Source organism: Paraburkholderia lebeckiae, from assembly GCF_014201005.1.
Lineage (GTDB): Bacteria > Pseudomonadota > Gammaproteobacteria > Burkholderiales > Burkholderiaceae > Paraburkholderia > Paraburkholderia tuberum.
Genome location: NZ_JACHDK010000002.1, coordinates 232,491 through 250,918 on the forward strand (window position 1 = coordinate 232,491; position 18,428 = coordinate 250,918).

Sequence of the window (18,428 nt, forward strand, 5' to 3'; positions counted from 1 at the left end):
CGGTGCGGGTTTCCCCCCGCATCGCTCGCATCAAACGACAGAGGCGGCGCGGTGATGCGCTTTTGAACGCACGGCAGTGAGCCGGCGCGCCACTTTCGACACTGCAATTGGAGACACGCATGACTGACGCCGTAATCGTATCCACCGCCCGCACGGGCCTCGCCAAATCGTGGCGCGGCGGTTTCAACATGACGCACGGCGCGACGCTCGGCGGCCACGTGACGCAGGCTGCGGTCGAGCGCGCGAAGCTCGATCCGGCGCGCGTCGAGGACGTGATCATGGGTTGCGCGAATCCGGAAGGCGCGACGGGCGGCAATATCGCGCGGCAGATCGCATTGCGCGCGGGCTTGCCGGTCAGCGTGCCGGGCATGACCGTGAACCGTTTCTGCTCGTCGGGATTGCAGACGATTGCGCTTGCGTCGCAACGCGTGATCGCCGGCGAGGGCGACGTGTACGTCGCGGGTGGCGTCGAGTCGATCTCGTGCGTGCAGAACGAGATGAACCGCCACATGATGACCGACGGCTGGCTCACCGAGCACAAGCCGGCAATTTACTGGTCGATGCTGCAGACCGCCGAAAACGTCGCGAAGCGCTACTCGATCTCGAAGGAACGCCAGGACGAATACGGCGTGCGCTCGCAGCAACGTGCGGCGGCCGCGCTCGAAGCCGGTAAATTCAAGGACGAAATCGTGCCGTTGACGGTGCTCGCCGGCGTCGCCGACAAGGCGAGCGGCCGTCTCTACACGAAGGAAGTGACCGTCAGCAGCGACGAAGGCATTCGTGCCGACACGACGCTCGAAGGCGTGTCGAAGATTCGCACCGCGCAGCCGGGCGGCGTGATCACCGCGGGCAATGCGAGCCAGTTCTCGGACGGCGCATCCGCTTGCGTCGTGATGAACGCGACGCTTGCCGAACGCGAAGGGCTGCAGCCGCTCGGCATCTTCCGCGGTTTCGCGGTGGCCGGCTGCGAGCCCGACGAAATGGGCATCGGCCCGGTGTTCGCGGTGCCGAAGCTGTTGAAGAAAGCCGGCCTCAAGGTCGAGGACATCGGCCTGTGGGAGCTGAACGAAGCGTTCGCGGTGCAGGTGCTCTATTGCGCCGACCAACTCGGCATTGCGCACGACCGCCTGAACGTGAACGGCGGCGCGATCGCGGTGGGCCATCCGTACGGCGTGTCGGGAGCGCGGCTCGTCGGCCATGCGCTGATCGAAGGCAAGCGGCGCGGCGTGAAGTTCGTCGTCGTGACGATGTGCATCGGCGGCGGGCAGGGCGCGGCGGGTTTGTTCGAAGTGGTTTGAGCGGCGTGGGCCGGCGTCATTACCAGCCCGTGTCCGACGACGGCAGGCTCAGCGTCCCCTGATCGGTGAATCGCGTCGTACCGGTCACGCCACCCGCGAGCTTGCCGCGCAGAACGTACGGAACTTGTCCCGACTGCGCGGCGCCGGCTAGCGCAAAGGCTTGACGAACCGCGGCGAATGCCGGCACGGTCAGCGGCACGGTGACGACGGTTTCGCCGAAGCGCGGCACGGTGCCGCTCTGGTCGCTGACGCCGCTGGCGAACGGCTTGCCGTTCAGTTCCAGATCGAGCGACACGCCATTGAAGCTGACCGCGGAGTCGTTGGGATTCTGTACGCGCAGCTTGACGTTGAAGCGCATCTCCATGCCCTGGCCAGCGATCGGCTCGATGCCCGCCACGTTAACGCGCAACGGGTCGGCGCCGAACAGGCCCGCGCAGCCAGCGAGTGTCAGCGTGACAGCGACGATGGCGGCGAACAGGCGCCACACCCGTGAGACCAGGCCCGGCTGCAGCGCGCGAAAGAATGACATGACCTGCACCTCGAACGAACCGGATTGGTCATGCATTGTAACGGGCCGCATGGCGCGCGCAGCGACGTTTCAGGCGGCGCGCCGCCACTGTGTGCGCACGACGCAAGCGAGACGCCGAGCGGCTTGCAGAACGAAACCGCGCGCGCTGTGTTCAGCGCGTGCAGGCAGCACGATGAACGCAGCGCGATCGGCCTGCGTCGCGCGGAACGACACGACGCCACGTTGCGAGGTCACAAAGCGCTCGCCTTCGTGCAACGTGAGCGACGTGAGCGGGGCGTCGTTGCCGAGCCAGCCCAGCGAATGATCGCGGAAGACGAGTTCCAATGCACCTTCGACCGCGATGATCGAACTGCGCGCGCGCAAGTCGTGCAGGGCCATCTGACCGGCGGCAAGATGCGACGCCGCGGTGCAATCCACTTCTGCACCGGGTAAAAAGCGATCGTGGTATGGACGCACAGGCATGACCGATTCCTTTAAATCGTTTTCGTGTCACACAGCTTAGGGAATCCGTCCGGATGAAAACAGCCGCAGCTGTCGACAATCTGAACCGGTACAGTGGTGCGTTTCGTCACGCTGTATCGGTCCGAATCACGTCGATGTGTATCTGTCGCGGCGCGCGAACTATCCGCACCATCGGCTCATGAGCGAACCCGTCTTCACACCGCAAGCTCCCTCGACGGACCGGCCATCCGAGCGCCAGCCGCTTTACCGGCAACTGGCCGACCAATACCGCCGCGCGATCGGCCACGGCGTGCTGCGCCCGGGCGACCGCATGCCGTCGATGCGCGCGTTCATGCAGCGCCACGGCGTGAGCCTCGCGACGGCGACCGAGAGCTATCGCGAACTGGAACGCGCCGCGCTGATCGACGCCCGGCCGCGCGCCGGCTATTTCGTGCGCGTGCCGCCGACGGCTGCGTTGCCCTGCGCCGCCGAGCCCGATCTCGCGATGCAGCCCGGCGCCGCCGCGCAGTTCGTCGGCATTCACTCGGAGATTTCGGCGCTCGTGTCGAAATTCCAGCGCTATCCGCACGCGCTGAATCTCGGCGGCGCGACCGCGTCGCCCGATCTCTATCCGACCGATGCGTTGCAAAAGGCCGCGGTGCGCGCGTTGCGCCGGCGGCCCACCTTGCTGACCGCCGTCGGGCCCGATCAGGGTGATCCGGCGTTGCGCGCGATCATCGCCCGGCGCGCACTTGAGGCCGGCAGCCAGATCGGCGCGGACGACATCATCATGACGCACGGCGGCGTCGAAGCGATGAACCTCGCGTTGCGCGCGGTAACGCAGCCGGGCGACACGGTCGCGGTCGAATCGCCGTGCTTCTTCGGTTTGCTGCAGGCGCTCGAAAGCCTTGGTCTGCGCGCGCTCGAAATTCCGACCAGCCCGAGCACCGGCCTCGCGATCGAGGCGCTGGCCTTCGCGCTGCACACGCATCCCGACATCAAGGCGGTCGTGGTGGTGCCGAATCTGCAAAACCCGCTCGGCAGCGTGATGCCCGACGCGCACAAGGCGAGCCTCGTCGAACTGTGCGCGCGCGCCGGCATCGCGCTGATCGAGGACGATCCCTACCGCGAGCTCGTCGATGCCGCGCAGCCGCCCCGCTCGCTGAAGGCGTGGGACACCGATGGCACTGTGATCCATTGCACCTCGTTCAACAAGACGCTGGCGCCTGGCATGCGCGTCGGCTGGATCAACGGTGGCCGGTGGCATCCGCGCATCGGTATGCTGAAGTTCGCGCAGTCGCGCCACAACGAGCAGTTGTCGCAAGTCGTGCTCGCCGGGTTCCTGGAGACGAGCGCGTACGAGCGCCATTTGCGGCGTTTGCGCGAGAGCTTGCAGCTGCGGCGCGAGCGGATGGCCGCGGCGGTGGCGGCATCGTTTCCCGACGGCACGCGGTTCACGCCGCCGCGCGGCGGGATGTTTTTCTGGATCGAATTGCCGCGTCACGTATCTTCGTCGGCTTTATTCGACGCCGCGTTGCATGACGGTATTCGCATCATGCCGGGCACGGTATTTTCGAACGCCGGGCGTTTCGATCACTTCATTCGGCTCAGCTGTCCGAGTGCGGATCTGGATCTGACCGACGAAGCGGTGCGCAGACTGGGGCGCCTCGCGGCACGGATGGCGGCCCATGCGCCAACGCGATAGCGGGTATCATTTCCCGCCGTAGGCTCGACACGCGCCGTCGGCTACGAAATCTGATATCTGAGCCATGACCGATCCATCCACCTCATCCAGAACGGGCCATGCATCGTTGCCCGAAAGCCCCTTCATCGACCGTCTCGGCGCACAGTTGTTGTCGGCCGCCGACGGCGTCAGCGAAGTCGTGCTGCCGTTGCAACGCGATCATATGAACACGTGGGACGTCGCGCATGGCGGCGTCACGATGACGCTCGCCGACGTCGCGCTCGCGATGGCCGCGCGCAGTCTCGCCGGCGACGGCGTCGGCGTCGTCACCGTGGAGATGAAGGTCAACTTCATGCAGCCGGGACGCGGCGAGTTGCGCGCGACCGGCCGCGTGCTGCATCGCTCGACGACGATGGCCTATTGCGAAGGCGAGATCCGCGACAGCGAAGGCCACTTCGTCGCGAAAGCGCTCGGCACCTTCAAATACATGCGCCGCCTCGCGGTGGGCCGCGACATCACGCGGCAGCGTCTGCGCAGCGACCCGGCGGCGAAGCCCGGTCCGAGCGACTGAGCGCCCAACAACCCAAGGAGACGACCGCATGGCCCAGATCAATCGCCAATTGCTGCTGGTTTCGCGCCCCCAAGGCGAAGCCACGCCCGATAACTTCAAGCTCGTCGAAACGCCGCTCGCGCCGCTCGCCGACGGCGAAGTACGAGTGCGCAACCACTATCTGTCGCTCGATCCGTATATGCGCGGACGCATGAACGACAGCAAGTCATACGCGGCGCCGCAGCCGCTGAACGAAGTGATGATCGGCGGCACGGTCGGCGAGGTCGTCGAGACGAGGAATCCGAAGTTCGCGGTCGGCGACAAGGTCGTCGCGATGTTCGGCTGGCAGGAGTACGGCACCTCGAATGGCACGGGCATGCAGAAGGTCGACGACACGCATGTGCCGCTGTCGGCGTATCTCGGGCCGGTCGGCATGCCGGGCGTCACCGCATGGTACGGGCTGAACGGCATCATCGCGCCGAAGGCCGGCGAGACGGTGGTCGTCAGCGCGGCGAGCGGCGCGGTGGGCAGCGTGGTCGGTCAGCTCGCGAAGGCGGCGGGCGCGCGCGCGGTCGGCATCGCGGGCGGCGCGGACAAGTGCCGCTATGTGGTCGAGACGCTCGGCTTCGACGCGTGCGTCGACTACAAGGCCGGTAACCTGTACCAGGACCTGAAGGCCGTCACGCCCGACGGTGTCGACGGCTGCTTCGAGAACGTCGGCGGCGACGGGCTCGACGCGACGCTCGCGCGCATGAACGCGTTCGGGCGCATCGCGCTGTGCGGCTTCATCGCGGGCTATGACGGCCAGCCGCTGCCGCTCAAGCATCCGTCGCTCATGCTGACGCAGCGGCTGCTCGTGCAGGGCTTCATCGTCAGCGAACACATGGACGTGTGGCCCGAGGCGCTCAAGCAGCTCGGCACGCTCGTCGCGCAGAAGAAGCTGCACTATCGCGAGACGATCGCGCAAGGGCTCGAAGCCGCGCCCGAGGCATTCATCGGCTTGCTGAAGGGCCGTAACTTCGGCAAGCAACTGGTCAGGCTGATCTGAGCGCGACGTCATCATGCAACGGCAAGCCGCCACGCAACCAGGGAGTCACAGGATGTTCCAATTCGCGGGCAAGGTGGCGGTGATCACCGGCGCGGGCAGCGGCTTTGGCCGCGCGTTCGCGCACAAGGGCGCGGCGCTCGGCATGAAGCTCGTACTCGCGGACGTCAACGCCGACCAGCTCGCGCAAACCGTCGACGCCTTGCGCGAAACCGGCGCCGAGGCGATCGGCGTGCCGACCGACGTATCGAACGCCGCGCAGGTCGAGGCGCTCGCGCAGGCGGCGCTCGCCGCGTTCGGCAAGGTCCACGTGCTGTTCAACAACGCGGGCGTCGGCACCGGCGGCTTCCTGTGGGAAAGCTCGGCGAACGACTGGTCGTGGGTGTTCGGCGTCAACGTGATGGGTGTCGCGCACGGCGTGCGCGCGTTCGCGCCGATCATGCTCGCGCAGAAGGAGCCCGCGCATATCGTCAATACGGCGTCGGTGGCGGGGCTGCTGGCGCCGCCGGCAATGGGCATCTACAACGCGTCGAAGCATGCGGTGGTGGCGCTGACCGAGACGCTGTATCACGACCTGAAGCTCGCGCAGGCCGGCACGGGCGGCGAGGTCGGCTGTTCGCTGCTGTGTCCCGCCTTCGTGCCGACCGGCATCGCGGAGGCCGAGCGCGCGCGTCCCGACGAGTTGCGCAACGCGGACCGGCCGACGCGCTCGCAGATCGCGGCCGGCAAGCAGTTGCAGCGCGCGGTGCAGTCGGGCAAGCTCACCGCCGACGATGTCGCCGACATCGCGTTCGAGGCGATCGCCGCGCGGCGTTTCTATATCATCACGCATCCGGGCATCATGGCGACCGTGAAGCTGCGTCACGAGGACATCGAGCAGTTGCGCGAGCCGTCCGATCCGATGTCGCTGAAGCCCGAGGTGAAGAATGCGCAGTAGCGGCCGGCTGCGCGGCCGGTGCGCCGGCTCCTGACAATCATTGGCGCACTGCGCGCCGCCCGATGCGCGACGCGCACCGCGTTGCCGAAACCATGCCGCTGAATCCCACGATCGAGCAGGTGCTCGACATGATCGCGCGGGCCAAACGCCCGCAGTATCACCAGATGAGCGCGCAAGCGGCGCGCGCGTCGTACGAGAAAAGCGCGCCGATCCTCGAGATCGCGAGCGCGCCGATGTTCTCCGTCGAAGATCTGCGCGTGCCGACGCGCGACGGCGCGACGATCCGCGCGCGCTTCTACTTCCCGGTCGAGCCGGGCTGGGCCGAGCCGCTGCCGGCGTTCGTGTACTACCACGGCGGCGGCTTCACGGTCGGCAGCGTCGATACGCACGATGCGCTGTGCCGGATGTTCGCGCGCGACGGCCAGTGCGCGGTGCTGTCGGTCGATTACCGGCTCGCGCCCGAGCACAGGTTTCCGACCGCTGTCGACGACGCCTTCGACGCCCTCAGCTGGCTGCACGCGCACGCGGCCGAATTCGGCATCGACGGCACGCGGCTCGCGGTGGGCGGCGATAGCGCGGGCGGCACGCTCGCGACGGTTTGCGCGGTGCTCGCGCGCGACGCCGGCCTCGCACTCGCGCTGCAATTGCTGATTTATCCGGGCACGACCGGCCATCAGCAGACCGACTCGCACTCGCGCCTCGCCGACGGCTTCCTGCTGTCGGGCGACACGATCCAGTGGTTCTTCGAGCACTACGTGCGAGATAGCGGCGATCGCGACGACTGGCGTTTCGCGCCGCTCGACGGCGAGCGCGGTGCGCCGGATTTTCGCGGCGTCGCGCCCGCGTGGATCGCGACCGCCGAATACGATCCGCTCAGCGACGAGGGCGATGCCTATGCGGAGAAACTCCGTGCGCTCGGCAATCCGGTCACGCTCAAACGCTACGCCGGCATGATCCACGAGTTCTTCAAGATGGGCGGCTTCGTGCCCGAGGTCACGCAGGCGCATGCGGACGCCGCGGCGGCGTTGCGCGCGGCATTCGGCATTGGGTGAGGGCGGTGACGCGCGAAGCGATGAGCGGCCGGCGGCGAATGCGCCGGCCAGGCGGTGATCAAACGATCACGCCACGCTCATCCGGTCGCGCTCGACATTGAACGCGAAGCTGCGCTCGAAATCGCCGGGCCGCACGATCCGGTGCGAGCCGTTGTCGTCGCTGCGCTCGGCGACCGCGACGCCGATCACGTCGCCATAGGCGGCGACGCGCAACGCGGTGGTGCTGCGCGTGCCATAGTCCGGCGATTCGATGAACGCCGCCGACAGCACGCGTTCGCGTTCGAGCGGAATACCGGTCGACGGCAATTCGTCGTCGCGCGCGAGCCGCGGATCGCGCATCAGATCGATCAGGCGTTCGAGCGGCGGCATCGGATCGCGCGCGAGCAGCGTGCCGAGCTCGCCGCGCTTTTTGACCAGCTTCGGCCACGCGGTATCGAGCACCGCGTTCGAGATGCCGTGCGTGCCCGGCGCGAGCAGCGCGGGACCGCTGTTTGCGTCGACGGCGCCGCGATTGCAGTACCACGCGAGCTCGCGACGCGTCCAGTCGCCGACCAGCAGATTGAAGCCGTTGTAGATGTCGCCGGTTTGCGCGACGTGCCGCAGATACGCGAGCGGCGTCTCGTGCGGATTGCCGTCGGCGTCGCGCGCGGCGCTCGTGAGCCAGTCGCTGACGAGCGTGCCGCGGGTCGGCGCATCGGCGCGCATTTCGCCCGGCGCGCGGTAATTGGTCAGCGCGGCGAAGCGGCCGTCGCGCGACAACCCGAGCCACGTGCCGCCGCCCACGAGGTCGCGGCCCCCCAACACCTCCGGCGCGTCGCGCCACCAGCCGATCGGCTCGGCCGTGCGGCGGAAGAACTCGTCGCGATTCGCGGCGAGCGTGAACAGCGGACCATCGAGCGCATCAGGTCGCCAGTCGAAAACGATCAGGCACATCGGGGAGCATCTCCCGTTCAGAGCATGGGGCGGCCGCCTGATGCAGCGACGCAGGCGGCAAACGAAAGCGGCAAAAAACAGACGAGAATAAAGCAGTCAATAAAAAACGGCGCCCGATTGCGCCGCTTTTACCCTCTCCAACGATCAGACTTCGGCAGGCAGCCCGTAGGGCAGCGCCAGGAAGCGCAGCGCGGGGCCGTCGGCCGCGCCGAGATGTACGCTGCCGCTGTCGAGCGCCGTGAGCTTGGTCTCGACCAGCAGATCGACGCCGCCGCCTTGCGCCGATGCCGCGTTGACGATCATCCCGCACGGCTGGCCCGGATCGTCCGAGTGGAAAAGCTCGGTGCCGGGCCGCACCGTGTCCAGCTCGCCGGCGACGTTGGCGAGCGACGTGCGCCGCTTGATCGTGCCGCGATACTGGCTGCGCGCGACCACTTCCTGACCCGGATAGCAGCCCTTGCGGAAATTGACCGCGCCGAGCACGTCGAAGTTGACCATTTGCGGCACGAACTGCTCGACGACCGGCTGCGTGATGCGCGGCTCGCCCGCGCGGATGTCGAGCCAGTCCCACACGGCCGGCGACACGCGCTTTAGCCTGCCGTCGAGCGACGGCAGCAGCGCTTCGATCTGCGCTTTCGGGCCGATCCACAGATAGCGCAGCCGCGCCAACGCATCAGGCACGCGGATCAGCGTGCCCGCTGTGCCGTCGACCTGCACGTGCACACCGTCGGGCAGCGCGTCGAACACGCCGGACAGCGCGCCGCGCACGTCGCCCGCGAGGCCGGCCACCGCGAGCTCGCCGCTCGCGTCGGCGAGCCTGGCCTTTGCGCGCAGCACGAACATCGACAACCGCTTTTGCACCGCGGCCTGCACGTCTTTCGATACCAGCAGGCGGATCGTATCGCCGCTGCGCCAGCTGAGGAACGACGCGAGCAGCCGGCCCTTGGCCGAGCAGTAGCCGGCGAGGCGCGCGTTCGCGGCGTCGAGATGCTGGACGTCGTTGGTCAACTGGGCGTGCAGGAAGCTCGCCGCGTCGTCGCCGGTCGTGTCGATCACGCCGAACTGCGACAGCGGCATGTACGCGCCGTGCTCGAGCACGGCGGTGAATTCTTCGGCCGACGGGCGCGGCAGGATGGGCAGGGCGGCGGGCGCCGCCGCGGCGGGAGTGAGACCGGAAGCGTTACCTGAGGCGTTCACGAGAGGTGTGTTCATGGATTCCGGGAACAGTCAATTCTGACTTTGGCTAAGGCAAACAGTTATTATATTCAGTCCAACCCTGTCCCGTTTCGCATGTCCCTTCTGAAGAAATGTTTCGCCGCCGGCGCGCTCGTCGTTGTGCTGGCCGCGGCGGCCATCGCCGCTGGATACTACTGGGCCACCCGCCCGCTCGAATTGACCCCGGCGCAACTCGACGTCACCGTCAAGCCGCACAGCAGCCTGCGCAGCGTCGCGCTGCAGCTCAATCGCGGCGGCGTGCCGGTCGAGCCCGAGCTGTTCATCGCGATGACGCGCTTGCTCGGGCTGCAAAGCGAGCTGAAGTCCGGCAATTACGAGTTCAAGAGCGGCATCACGCCCTACGAGGTGCTGCAGAAAATCGCCCGCGGCGACGTCAACGAATATGTGGCGACGGTCATCGAAGGCTGGACCTTCAAACATATGCGCGCTGAACTCGACGCCAATCCCGCGCTGAAGCACGACACGCTCGGCATGAGCGACGCCGATCTGATGAGCGCAATCGGCGCGCCCGAGGCGTCGATCGGCAACGGCGAAGGGCTGTTTTTCCCGGATACCTACCTGTTCGACAAGGGCACCAGCGACCTCGACATCTATCGCCGCGCGTACCGTCTGATGCGCGTGCGTCTCGACGAGGCGTGGCTCGCGCGCGCGCCGAACCTGCCGTATAAGTCCCCGTACGACGCGCTGACGATGGCGTCGATCATCGAAAAGGAAACCGGCAAGGCGTCCGACCGGGCGCTCGTCGCCGCGGTGTTCGCCAACCGTCTGCGCGCCGGCATGCCGCTACAGACCGACCCGACCGTGATCTACGGAATGGGCGACAGCTACGCCGGCCACATCAGGAAGAAAGACCTGCAGACCGACACTCCATACAATACCTACACGCGGATGGGCCTACCGCCGACGCCGATCTCGCTGCCGAGCGTCGCGTCGCTGCAGGCGGCGATGAACCCGGCGCAAAGCACCGCACTGTACTTCGTGTCGCGCGGCGACGGCAGCAGCATCTTTTCTGACACCCTCGGCGAACACAACAAGGCCGTGGACAAATACATTCGAGGGCAATGATGGCGCGCGGCAAATTCATTACGTTTGAAGGCATCGACGGCGCGGGCAAGACCACCCATCTGGGCTGGTTCCGCGAACGGCTCGAGGCGAAGCTCGCGCCGAGCGGCCGCTCGGTCGTGATGACGCGCGAGCCGGGCGGCACGCCGCTCGGTGAGCAGATCCGCGAAATCGTGCTGCATCAGAAGATGGATCTCGAAACCGAGGCGCTGTTGATGTTCGCGCTGCGCCGTCAGCATCTGGCCGAGGTGATCGAGCCGGCGCTCGCGCTCGGCGATTGGGTGCTGTCCGACCGTTTTACCGACGCCACTTTCGCCTACCAGGGCGGCGGCCGCGGCTTGCCGCGCGACAAGCTGGAGACGCTCGAGCGCTGGGTGCAGGGCGGGTTCCAGCCGGATTTGACCGTGCTGTTCGATTTGCCTCCCGCCGTCGCCAACGAGCGGCGCAGCGCGGCGCGCAATCCGGATCGTTTCGAGAGCGAGTCGGCGGCGTTTTTCGAGCGCACGCGCGCCGAATACATGCGCCGCGCCGAAGAAGCGCCATATCGATTCGCTATCATCGACTCTTCGCTGAGCATCGTTCGAATTCAGAAGCAGCTTGAGGAGTTGATTGCAACTCTATGATTCAAAATAGATATAAACGCTTCTTATAATCTCGTGCGAAGTTCACTCGACATCTGAAATAGCTCCAACAACCGATTGATTCAAAAAGACAAACGATGATCTATCCGTGGCAAGCCGATGACTGGAATCGCCTGCAGCAGCTGCACGGCCACTGGCCGCACGCATTGTTGCTGCACGGCCAGGCGGGCATCGGCAAGCTGCGTTTCGCGCAGCACCTCGCGCAGGGTCTGCTGTGCGAGGCGCCGCAACCGAACGGCGAGCCGTGCGGCGCGTGCGTGGCCTGCAACTGGTTCGCGCATGGCAATCATCCCGACTACCGCATCGTCGTGCCGGAGGCACTCGCCGCCGAAGCCGGCCTCGCGAACGCCGCAAACGGCGCCGACGACAAGGCCGAAAAAGCCGATGGCGACGAAGGCAAGAAGACCCGCACGCCGAGCAAGGAAATCAAGATCGAACAGATCCGCGGTCTGCTCGACTTCGTCGGCGTCGGTTCGCATCGCGGCGGCGCGCGCGTCGTCGTGCTGTATCCGGCCGAGGCGCTCAACGTCGCGGCCGCCAACGCGTTGCTGAAGACGTTGGAAGAGCCGCCCGCGGGCGTCGTGTTCCTGATGGTGTCGGCGCGCGTCGACCGTTTGCTGCCGACCATCATCAGCCGCTGCCGTCAGTGGCCGATGAGCGTGCCCGCGCCGGACACCGCCGCGCAGTGGCTGGCCGCGCAAGGCGTCGACGACGCCCGCGCGCTACTCGCCGAGGCGGGTGGCGCGCCGCTCGCCGCGCTCGCGCTCGCCAGCGACGAAAACCGTCCGCTGCGCGACTGGACGCTCAAGCAGCTCGCGGCCGGCGCCGGGTGCGACGCATTCGCATGCGGCGAGGCCTTGCAGAAGCTGCCGGTGCCGCTCGTGCTCGGCTGGCTGCAGCGCTGGATGTACGATCTGCTCGCGCAGCGCACCGGCGGCGCGCCGCGCTATTTCCCGCAGGCGTCAGCCGCGCTTACCCGCTGCGCCATCCAGGCCGACGCCAATGCATTCGCGCGTTTTCTGCGCACCGTCACGCGCCAGCGCGCGGTCGAGAACCATCCGTTGAACGCGCGGCTCGTGTTCGAGGAACTGTTCATCGGCTATCGCGCGCTGTTTGCGTGAGCCCGCAGCCGGACAGCCTTCCGTTTTTTTTCATCCAAGCCAACCCGCCATGAGCCTTTTCTACCGCGACGCCACGCTCGACGATCTGCCCGCGATCGTCGCCATCTACAATTCGACGATCCCGTCGCGTCAGGTCACCGCGGACCTCGAGCCGGTCAGCGTCGAGAGCCGGCATGGGTGGTTTCATGCGCACGGCCCGCAGAAGCGGCCGCTGTGGGTGGTCGAAGATCCGAAGCAGGCGGGCCGCGTGATCGCGTGGCTCAGCTTTTCCGATTTTTATGGCCGGCCGGCTTATCAGCGCACCGCCGAAGTCAGCATCTATATCGACGAAAGCGCGCGCGGCCAGGGACTCGGCAAGCAACTGCTGGCGGCGTCGCTCGACGCGGCACCGGGTCTTGGCATCGATACGGTGCTCGGCTTCGTGTTCGGTCACAATGAAGCGAGCGTGCGGCTGTTCCGCGGCTTCGGCTTCGATGCATGGGGCACGCTACCGCGCGTCGCGGTGCTGGATGGCCTCGAGCGCGATCTGGTGATTCTTGGCAAGCGTCTTGCGCACGCGGGTTGAGCACGCTGCGCAAGCAGCGCTACCTGAGCTGTCCCAAGCGGCCCCGGCCACGCCATCGCCCAGCCGCAAGCCCCTTTTTCGCAGGACCTGACCATGTTTGTCGATTCGCACTGCCACATCAACTTCGAAGGACTCGCGGACCGTCTGCCGCAAGTGCTCGAAAACATGCGCAGCCATTCGGTCTCGCACGCGTTGTGCGTGTCCGTGGATCTTGAAACGCTGCCGTCGGTGCTGGACATCGCCAGCCGCTATGACAACGTATACGCGTCGGTCGGCGTGCATCCGGACCACGAGCACATGCGCGAGCCGAGCGTAGCCGAGCTGGTTGAGCTGGCCGGGCACCCGAAGGTCGTCGCGATCGGCGAAACCGGGCTCGATTACTACCGCCTCGAAGGCCGCTCGATCGCCGACATGGAGTGGCAGCGCGAGCGCTTTCGCACGCACATCCGCGCCGCGCACGCGACCAGCAAGCCGTTGATCATCCACACCCGCTCGTCGTCGGAAGATACGTTGCGCATCATGGCCGAGGAGCGCGCCGGCGTGCCGGGCGGCGTCATGCATTGCTTCACCGAACCGTGGGCCATTGCCGAGCAGGCGCTCGCGCAGAATTTTTACATTTCGCTGTCGGGCATCGTCACGTTCAAGAGCGCGACCGATGTGCAGGACGTCGCGCGTCGCGTGCCGCTCGACCGTCTGCTGATCGAAACCGACTCGCCGTATCTCGCGCCGGTGCCGTATCGCGGCAAACCGAATGAACCTGCGTACGTCAGTTATGTCGGACGCTTCATCGCGCAGCAGCGCGAGATGCCGGACGAGGCGCTGGCCGCCGCCACCACGCAAAACTTCTTCAGGCTGTTCGGACTCGCCGCGCCGGACGGAATCTGAGCTAGAAAACAGAGTAACATCAAAGGGATAGGAAGATTTCCTAAAGTACCATATGAAAAAAATTTCGACGTCGTCCGCTGATTTCCAACCGCTGTCCGCCGGGTCGGCCGCCCGGGCTCTCGCGCCGGCGCGCCGTCTCGCGTGCGCCGCCGCGCTCGCGTGCGCGGCGCTCGTCGCGGTGCCCGCGCATGCTGCGCCGATCGACTCGCTGATCAAGTCGGTCAAGTTCGACGACGTCGACGGCGTCAACAAGCTGCTCGCAAAGGGCATGGACCCGAACAGCGTCGACAATCAGGGCATCCCGCTGCTCGTGATCGCCGCGCGCGAGAAATCCGACAAGGTCGCGGCCGCGTTGCTCGCGAATCCGAAGGCCGATATCGAGATTCAGGACAAGGCCGGCGAAAACGCGCTGATGATGGCGTCGCTGGTCGGCGACCTGAACTTCGTCAATCTGCTGATCGCGAAGGACGCCGAGGTCAACAAGAAGGGCTGGGCGCCGCTGCACTACGCGGCCGCGAACGGCCACGACGACATCGTCAAGGTGCTGCTCGACCACTCGGCCTACGTCGACGCGGGCTCGCCGAACGGCACCACGCCGCTGATGATGGCCGCGCGCGGCGGCCACGTTTCCACCGTCAAGCTGCTGCTCGACAACGGCGCGGACCTGTCGGTGAAAAACCAGATCGGGATGACCGCGCTCGATTTTGCCAAGACCTATAAGGAGCCGGACGTCGTCGAAGGGCTCACGGCGCGCATGCAGCAGACGCAGCAGCAGAAGCAGAAGCAATGACGTTTTGTCGGCAGGCGCCTCGCCATGCCGCGCCGCTTTGCAGCCGTTTTGGCCGAGCCGCGCGGCTGCCGGCCTGCTGCCGCCGCGTAAAACAGTGCAGAATGACGACTTTGGCGCGCCGCGTAGCGCGCCGTCCGGACGCGGCAGAAAGACCGCGTGAATAAACAACCCTGGAAAGGAACACCATGCTGCGGGCTTTGATTTTCGCCGGCGCGCTTGCCTTGCCGCTTTCGGCAGCCGCGTTTACGGGAGGCGACCTCAACAAGCTGTGCACCAAGACGGACGTGGCTTCGCGTAGCGCCTGCGCGGCCTACATCGAAGGCGCGGCCGACGGCATCTTCAATACGATCGACGCGATCGGCGGCACCACCGGTCCGCGCGTCGGCCAGTACTTCTGCCTGCCGCCGGATGCGCGCTCGGCGCAGTTGACCGACGCGGTGCGCAAGTACATCGCCGAGAACCCGAACGCCGCGGGCTACAACGCGAGCACGGCGATTTCGCTGGGTCTCGGCAAGGCGTTTCCCTGCAAGAGCGACGGCTGATCGATAACAGCGGGGCATCGAAGAACCCGTTGTAAGACCCAGGCGCCGTCGTGCGCCCCGGATGTCAGTAGTCGCGCAGGCGCGCCGCCGCTCATCGAGCCCGGAGGAAGATGCCCGTTATGCCTACTATCGACGACTTCTACCGCGTGGCGGCCGCGCCGCTGCATACGTGGCTCGGCACGCTGATCGTGACGGCCATCGTAGGGATCGTGGCGAGCGGCATTCACCGCTTCGGCGCGCGCGTCGTGAAGCGTCTCGCGCGGCCGCACGCGCTGACGAGCGTCGTGCTGCGCTACATCGACAAGCCGTCGCTGTTCGCCCTCGTGATCCTCGTGTTCGCGTGGGTCTGGTCAGAGGCGCCCGACACCCTCAATTTCATCGAACCGGTGCGCGACATCACCGGCATCGCGCTGATCGCCGCGCTGACGTGGCTGTCGGTGCGCTCGGCCGCGGCGATCGGCGAAGCGATCATCCGCGCCCATCCGCTCGATTCCTCCGATAACCTGCAGGCGCGCCGCATCCATACGCAGGCGCGCGTGCTCGCGCGCTCGGTGATGATCGTGATCGTGATCATTGGTGTCGGCGGTGCGCTGATGACCTTGCCCAACGTGCGGCAGATCGGCGCGAGCCTGCTGGCGTCGGCGGGTGTCGCCGGTCTGGTCGCCGGTATCGCGGCGCGGCCGGTGCTCGGCAACCTGATCGCCGGTTTGCAGATCGCGCTGTCGCAACCGATCCGCCTCGACGACGTCGTCGTGATCCAGAACGAGTGGGGGCGCATCGAGGAGATCACCGGCACGTACGTGTCGGTGCGGTTGTGGGACCAGCGCCGTCTGATCGTGCCGCTGCAATGGTTTATCGAAAATCCGTTCTCGAACTGGACGCGCAGCAGCTCGCAGATCATCGGCACCGTGTTCCTGTTCGTCGATTACCGGATGCCGCTCGCGCCGCTGCGCGAGGAGCTTGCGCGCATCGTCGAGAACGCGCCCGAGTGGGACCGCCGCGTGCAGGTACTGCAGGTGACGGACTGCACCGAGCGCGCGATGCAGTTGCGCGCGCTCGTCAGCGCGCCCGATTCCGGCCTTGCGTGGGATCTGCGCTGCCGTGTGCGCGAAGGGCTGCTCGATTTCGTTCATCGGCATTACCCGGAATACCTGCCGCGGGCGCGTGCCGAGGTGTCGGCGGAGCTGGAGACCGGTGGCGCTGGCCCGAGCGACTGGCTGCCGCGCAGCCGCCAGGCGCCAGCCGGCAGCACCGCCGCGCATACCGAAGCGGATCCGGTGGCGAGCCGCATCGACCGCACTGGCGCGGGCGAGGTCGCGCAGAAGGCTAAGGAGCAGGCTTAGCAGGGCGTTGCGGATCGCGAATCGCGCGTGGCGAACGGCGACCGCCCTCGGCAAGCCCGGCGACGCGCGGGCACGCCGATTGCTATTAACGGGCGCGCCAAGCCTGCTCAGGTGTCGCATCGCATCGCATCGCAAGAATGACGGAGGACATGCACTATGGGCCGATTGATCGTCGTGTCGAATCGGGTCGCGACGCCGACGGAGACCAAGGGATCGGCGGGTGGACTCGCGGTCGGCGTATTCGGCGCGCTGAAGGATGCGGGCGGCGTCTGGTTCGGCTGGAGCGGCGATGTAGTCAGCGAAACGGTCGCCAACGCGGGGCCGATGCTCCAGCAGGACGGCGCGGTGACCTTCGCAACCGTCGGCCTCACGCGCAAGGACTACGACCAGTACTACCGCGGCTTCTCGAACGCGACGCTGTGGCCGGTATTCCACTATCGCAACGACCTCGCGCGCTACGAGCGCGAGGAGTACGCGGGCTACCGGCGCGTCAACGCGTGGCTCGCTCACAAGCTGGTCAAGCTGCTCGAACCCGACGACATCATCTGGATTCACGACTACCATCTGATCCCGTTTGCCGAGGCGCTGCGCAGCGAGGGCGTGACGAACCGCATCGGTTTCTTCCTGCATATACCGTTTCCCGCGCCGCAGATCCTGCTCAACATTCCGCCGCACGAGGAACTGGTGAAGTCGCTGTCGTGCTACGACCTGCTCGGCTTCCAGACCGCCACCGACCAGCAGGCATTCCACGACTACGTGACGCGTCACGCGCGCGGCACGGTGAGCGCGGACGGCATCGTCGAGGCGTTCGGGCGCAAGCTGCGCACCGGCGTCTACCGGATCGGCGTATTCCCCGACGAAATCGCCGAGCAGGCCAAGCGCTACGAAAGCCGCCAGCACGTGCTCGAGCTGAAGCAAAGCCTCGAGGGGCGCAAGCTGATCATGAGCGTCGACCGGCTCGATTATTCGAAGGGACTGGTCGAGCGTTTTCGCGCGTTCGAGTTGCTGCTCGAACGCTCGCCCGAATGGCGCGGCAACGTCACGCTCGTGCAGATCGCGCCGCCTACGCGCTCGGACGTCGCGACCTATCAGAAGATCCGCCAGGATCTCGAATACGAGGCCGGACGCATCAACGGCCGCTACTCGGGGCTCGACTACACGCCGATCCGCTATCTGAACCAGCAGTACGACCGCTGGAAGCTGATGTCGCTGTTTCGGGAGTCGCAGATCGGCTTCGTCACGCCGCTGCACGACGGCATGAACCTCGTCGCGAAGGAGTACGTGGCCGCGCAGAATCCCGACGATCCCGGCGTGCTCGTGCTGTCGATTTTCGCGGGCGCGGCCGCCGAGCTCTCTGGCGCGCTGCTGGTCAATCCGCACGATGCGATCGGCATGTGCGAAGCCTTGCAACGCGCGCTGCAAATGCCGCTCGACGCTCGCCAGCGGCGTCACGAAATCAACATGGCCGCGCTGCGTGAGAACGATCTCGGGGTGTGGCGCGACAGCTTCCTCAGGGATTTGCGCAGCGTGCCCGTGCGCGGGTCGGGCGAGGGCGGCGGCCACAAATGACGGCGCGGCGACGGCCCAAAGCCCGCGCAAACCCGGCGCGCGGCCGCGTGTCACCGGATGTAAGCCGCTTGTAACAGCACCGAGCAATTGCAAGACCTGCGGCTTTTCGACCGATGCCAGGGAATAATTCCCCGTAACGACGATGCATGCGACGCTTAGGGACCGCGCGCATTGTTCCGACGTCATGGCGCTGTCATACTCGGCG

The 18,428-nt window shown here is 66.6% G+C and carries 19 protein-coding genes; 15 read left to right on the forward strand and 4 right to left on the reverse strand.

The window, feature by feature from the left end:
* Positions 1-119: 119 nt before the first annotated feature.
* Complete coding sequence (locus HDG39_RS04340) at positions 120-1,298, forward strand: acetyl-CoA C-acyltransferase (protein WP_184003535.1); 1,179 nt, start codon at positions 120-122, stop codon at positions 1,296-1,298.
* Positions 1,299-1,317: 19 nt separating this feature from the next.
* Here the strand turns inward: HDG39_RS04340 and HDG39_RS04345 are convergent, their stop codons facing one another.
* Positions 1,318-1,827, reverse strand: a complete 510-nt coding sequence (locus tag HDG39_RS04345) for an LEA/WHy family protein (RefSeq protein ID WP_184003537.1) — start codon at positions 1,825-1,827, stop codon at positions 1,318-1,320.
* 69 nt (positions 1,828-1,896) lie between these two features.
* Positions 1,897-2,289: a hypothetical protein gene (locus HDG39_RS04350; RefSeq protein WP_184003539.1), complete on the reverse strand. Its 393-nt coding sequence runs from the start codon at positions 2,287-2,289 to the stop codon at positions 1,897-1,899.
* A gap of 178 nt (positions 2,290-2,467) precedes the next feature.
* Here HDG39_RS04350 and HDG39_RS04355 point away from each other — a divergent pair, with 178 nt between their 5' ends.
* The 5 genes from HDG39_RS04355 (at position 2,468) to HDG39_RS04375 (ending at position 7,536) form a co-directional block, all read left to right on the forward strand.
* Positions 2,468-3,973 (forward strand): aminotransferase-like domain-containing protein, encoded by a 1,506-nt coding sequence (locus HDG39_RS04355; RefSeq protein ID WP_184003541.1) that lies wholly within the window; start codon positions 2,468-2,470, stop codon positions 3,971-3,973.
* 64 nt (positions 3,974-4,037) lie between these two features.
* On the forward strand, positions 4,038-4,523 hold the full coding sequence (locus HDG39_RS04360) for a PaaI family thioesterase (protein ID WP_184003543.1): 486 nt from the start codon (positions 4,038-4,040) through the stop codon (positions 4,521-4,523).
* Between the two features lie 28 nt (positions 4,524-4,551).
* Entirely contained in the window at positions 4,552-5,550 is a 999-nt protein-coding gene (locus HDG39_RS04365; RefSeq protein ID WP_184003545.1) for an NADP-dependent oxidoreductase, read from the forward strand.
* A 52-nt stretch (positions 5,551-5,602) separates the two neighbouring features.
* Positions 5,603-6,484 carry an SDR family oxidoreductase gene (locus HDG39_RS04370; protein WP_184003547.1) on the forward strand — a complete coding sequence of 294 codons (882 nt, stop codon included), beginning with the start codon at positions 5,603-5,605 and terminating at the stop codon, positions 6,482-6,484.
* Positions 6,485-6,576: 92 nt separating this feature from the next.
* Positions 6,577-7,536: an alpha/beta hydrolase gene (locus tag HDG39_RS04375; protein ID WP_184003549.1), complete on the forward strand. Its 960-nt coding sequence runs from the start codon at positions 6,577-6,579 to the stop codon at positions 7,534-7,536.
* Positions 7,537-7,602: 66 nt separating this feature from the next.
* Here the strand turns inward: HDG39_RS04375 and HDG39_RS04380 are convergent, their stop codons facing one another.
* Both HDG39_RS04380 and ygfZ read right to left on the reverse strand, forming a co-directional pair.
* Positions 7,603-8,469: an NRDE family protein gene (locus tag HDG39_RS04380; RefSeq protein WP_184003551.1), complete on the reverse strand. Its 867-nt coding sequence runs from the start codon at positions 8,467-8,469 to the stop codon at positions 7,603-7,605.
* Between the two features lie 144 nt (positions 8,470-8,613).
* On the reverse strand, positions 8,614-9,681 hold the full coding sequence (ygfZ, locus tag HDG39_RS04385; RefSeq protein ID WP_184003553.1) for a CAF17-like 4Fe-4S cluster assembly/insertion protein YgfZ: 1,068 nt from the start codon (positions 9,679-9,681) through the stop codon (positions 8,614-8,616).
* Between the two features lie 78 nt (positions 9,682-9,759).
* Here ygfZ and mltG point away from each other — a divergent pair, with 78 nt between their 5' ends.
* From mltG to otsA, 9 genes are all read left to right on the forward strand, one after another.
* Positions 9,760-10,770 carry an endolytic transglycosylase MltG gene (mltG, locus tag HDG39_RS04390; protein ID WP_184003555.1) on the forward strand — a complete coding sequence of 337 codons (1,011 nt, stop codon included), beginning with the start codon at positions 9,760-9,762 and terminating at the stop codon, positions 10,768-10,770.
* Positions 10,770-11,390 carry a dTMP kinase gene (gene tmk, locus HDG39_RS04395; protein WP_184003557.1) on the forward strand — a complete coding sequence of 207 codons (621 nt, stop codon included), beginning with the start codon at positions 10,770-10,772 and terminating at the stop codon, positions 11,388-11,390. Before mltG ends, tmk begins: the two co-directional genes overlap by 1 nt.
* Before the next feature lie 95 nt (positions 11,391-11,485).
* Positions 11,486-12,529, forward strand: a complete 1,044-nt coding sequence (locus HDG39_RS04400; RefSeq protein WP_184003559.1) for a DNA polymerase III subunit delta' — start codon at positions 11,486-11,488, stop codon at positions 12,527-12,529.
* Positions 12,530-12,578: 49 nt separating this feature from the next.
* Positions 12,579-13,094: a GNAT family N-acetyltransferase gene (locus HDG39_RS04405; protein WP_184003561.1), complete on the forward strand. Its 516-nt coding sequence runs from the start codon at positions 12,579-12,581 to the stop codon at positions 13,092-13,094.
* 93 nt (positions 13,095-13,187) lie between these two features.
* Positions 13,188-13,979 (forward strand): TatD family hydrolase, encoded by a 792-nt coding sequence (locus HDG39_RS04410; protein WP_184003563.1) that lies wholly within the window; start codon positions 13,188-13,190, stop codon positions 13,977-13,979.
* A 52-nt stretch (positions 13,980-14,031) separates the two neighbouring features.
* Positions 14,032-14,769 (forward strand): ankyrin repeat domain-containing protein, encoded by a 738-nt coding sequence (locus HDG39_RS04415; protein ID WP_184003564.1) that lies wholly within the window; start codon positions 14,032-14,034, stop codon positions 14,767-14,769.
* Positions 14,770-14,954: 185 nt separating this feature from the next.
* Complete coding sequence (locus tag HDG39_RS04420) at positions 14,955-15,311, forward strand: Rap1a/Tai family immunity protein (protein ID WP_018418044.1); 357 nt, start codon at positions 14,955-14,957, stop codon at positions 15,309-15,311.
* A 119-nt stretch (positions 15,312-15,430) separates the two neighbouring features.
* A complete protein-coding gene (locus tag HDG39_RS04425; protein ID WP_184003565.1) occupies positions 15,431-16,654 on the forward strand; it encodes a mechanosensitive ion channel family protein in 1,224 nt (407 codons plus the stop codon).
* A gap of 156 nt (positions 16,655-16,810) precedes the next feature.
* The gene (gene otsA, locus HDG39_RS04430) at positions 16,811-18,223 is read left to right on the forward strand and encodes an alpha,alpha-trehalose-phosphate synthase (UDP-forming) (protein WP_018418042.1); all 1,413 of its coding nucleotides are present in this window, start codon (positions 16,811-16,813) and stop codon (positions 18,221-18,223) included.
* The last annotated feature ends 205 nt before the right edge of the window (positions 18,224-18,428 follow it).

What these genes read in the sequence shown, in the direction of transcription:
- mltG (WP_184003555.1), top strand. Translation starts at nt 9,760, where the DNA reads ATGTCCCTTCTGAAGAAATGTTTCGCCGCCGGCGCGCTCGTCGTTGTG.
- ygfZ (WP_184003553.1), bottom strand. Translation starts at nt 9,681, where the DNA reads ATGAACACACCTCTCGTGAACGCCTCAGGTAACGCTTCCGGTCTCACT.
- HDG39_RS04340 (WP_184003535.1), top strand. Translation starts at nt 120, where the DNA reads ATGACTGACGCCGTAATCGTATCCACCGCCCGCACGGGCCTCGCCAAA.
- HDG39_RS04350 (WP_184003539.1), bottom strand. Translation starts at nt 2,289, where the DNA reads ATGCCTGTGCGTCCATACCACGATCGCTTTTTACCCGGTGCAGAAGTG.
- HDG39_RS04405 (WP_184003561.1), top strand. Translation starts at nt 12,579, where the DNA reads ATGAGCCTTTTCTACCGCGACGCCACGCTCGACGATCTGCCCGCGATC.
- HDG39_RS04370 (WP_184003547.1), top strand. Translation starts at nt 5,603, where the DNA reads ATGTTCCAATTCGCGGGCAAGGTGGCGGTGATCACCGGCGCGGGCAGC.
- HDG39_RS04400 (WP_184003559.1), top strand. Translation starts at nt 11,486, where the DNA reads ATGATCTATCCGTGGCAAGCCGATGACTGGAATCGCCTGCAGCAGCTG.
- tmk (WP_184003557.1), top strand. Translation starts at nt 10,770, where the DNA reads ATGGCGCGCGGCAAATTCATTACGTTTGAAGGCATCGACGGCGCGGGC.
- HDG39_RS04415 (WP_184003564.1), top strand. Translation starts at nt 14,032, where the DNA reads ATGAAAAAAATTTCGACGTCGTCCGCTGATTTCCAACCGCTGTCCGCC.
- HDG39_RS04410 (WP_184003563.1), top strand. Translation starts at nt 13,188, where the DNA reads ATGTTTGTCGATTCGCACTGCCACATCAACTTCGAAGGACTCGCGGAC.
- HDG39_RS04420 (WP_018418044.1), top strand. Translation starts at nt 14,955, where the DNA reads ATGCTGCGGGCTTTGATTTTCGCCGGCGCGCTTGCCTTGCCGCTTTCG.
- HDG39_RS04345 (WP_184003537.1), bottom strand. Translation starts at nt 1,827, where the DNA reads ATGTCATTCTTTCGCGCGCTGCAGCCGGGCCTGGTCTCACGGGTGTGG.
- HDG39_RS04365 (WP_184003545.1), top strand. Translation starts at nt 4,552, where the DNA reads ATGGCCCAGATCAATCGCCAATTGCTGCTGGTTTCGCGCCCCCAAGGC.
- HDG39_RS04355 (WP_184003541.1), top strand. Translation starts at nt 2,468, where the DNA reads ATGAGCGAACCCGTCTTCACACCGCAAGCTCCCTCGACGGACCGGCCA.
- HDG39_RS04380 (WP_184003551.1), bottom strand. Translation starts at nt 8,469, where the DNA reads ATGTGCCTGATCGTTTTCGACTGGCGACCTGATGCGCTCGATGGTCCG.
- otsA (WP_018418042.1), top strand. Translation starts at nt 16,811, where the DNA reads ATGGGCCGATTGATCGTCGTGTCGAATCGGGTCGCGACGCCGACGGAG.
- HDG39_RS04360 (WP_184003543.1), top strand. Translation starts at nt 4,038, where the DNA reads ATGACCGATCCATCCACCTCATCCAGAACGGGCCATGCATCGTTGCCC.
- HDG39_RS04425 (WP_184003565.1), top strand. Translation starts at nt 15,431, where the DNA reads ATGCCTACTATCGACGACTTCTACCGCGTGGCGGCCGCGCCGCTGCAT.
- HDG39_RS04375 (WP_184003549.1), top strand. Translation starts at nt 6,577, where the DNA reads ATGCCGCTGAATCCCACGATCGAGCAGGTGCTCGACATGATCGCGCGG.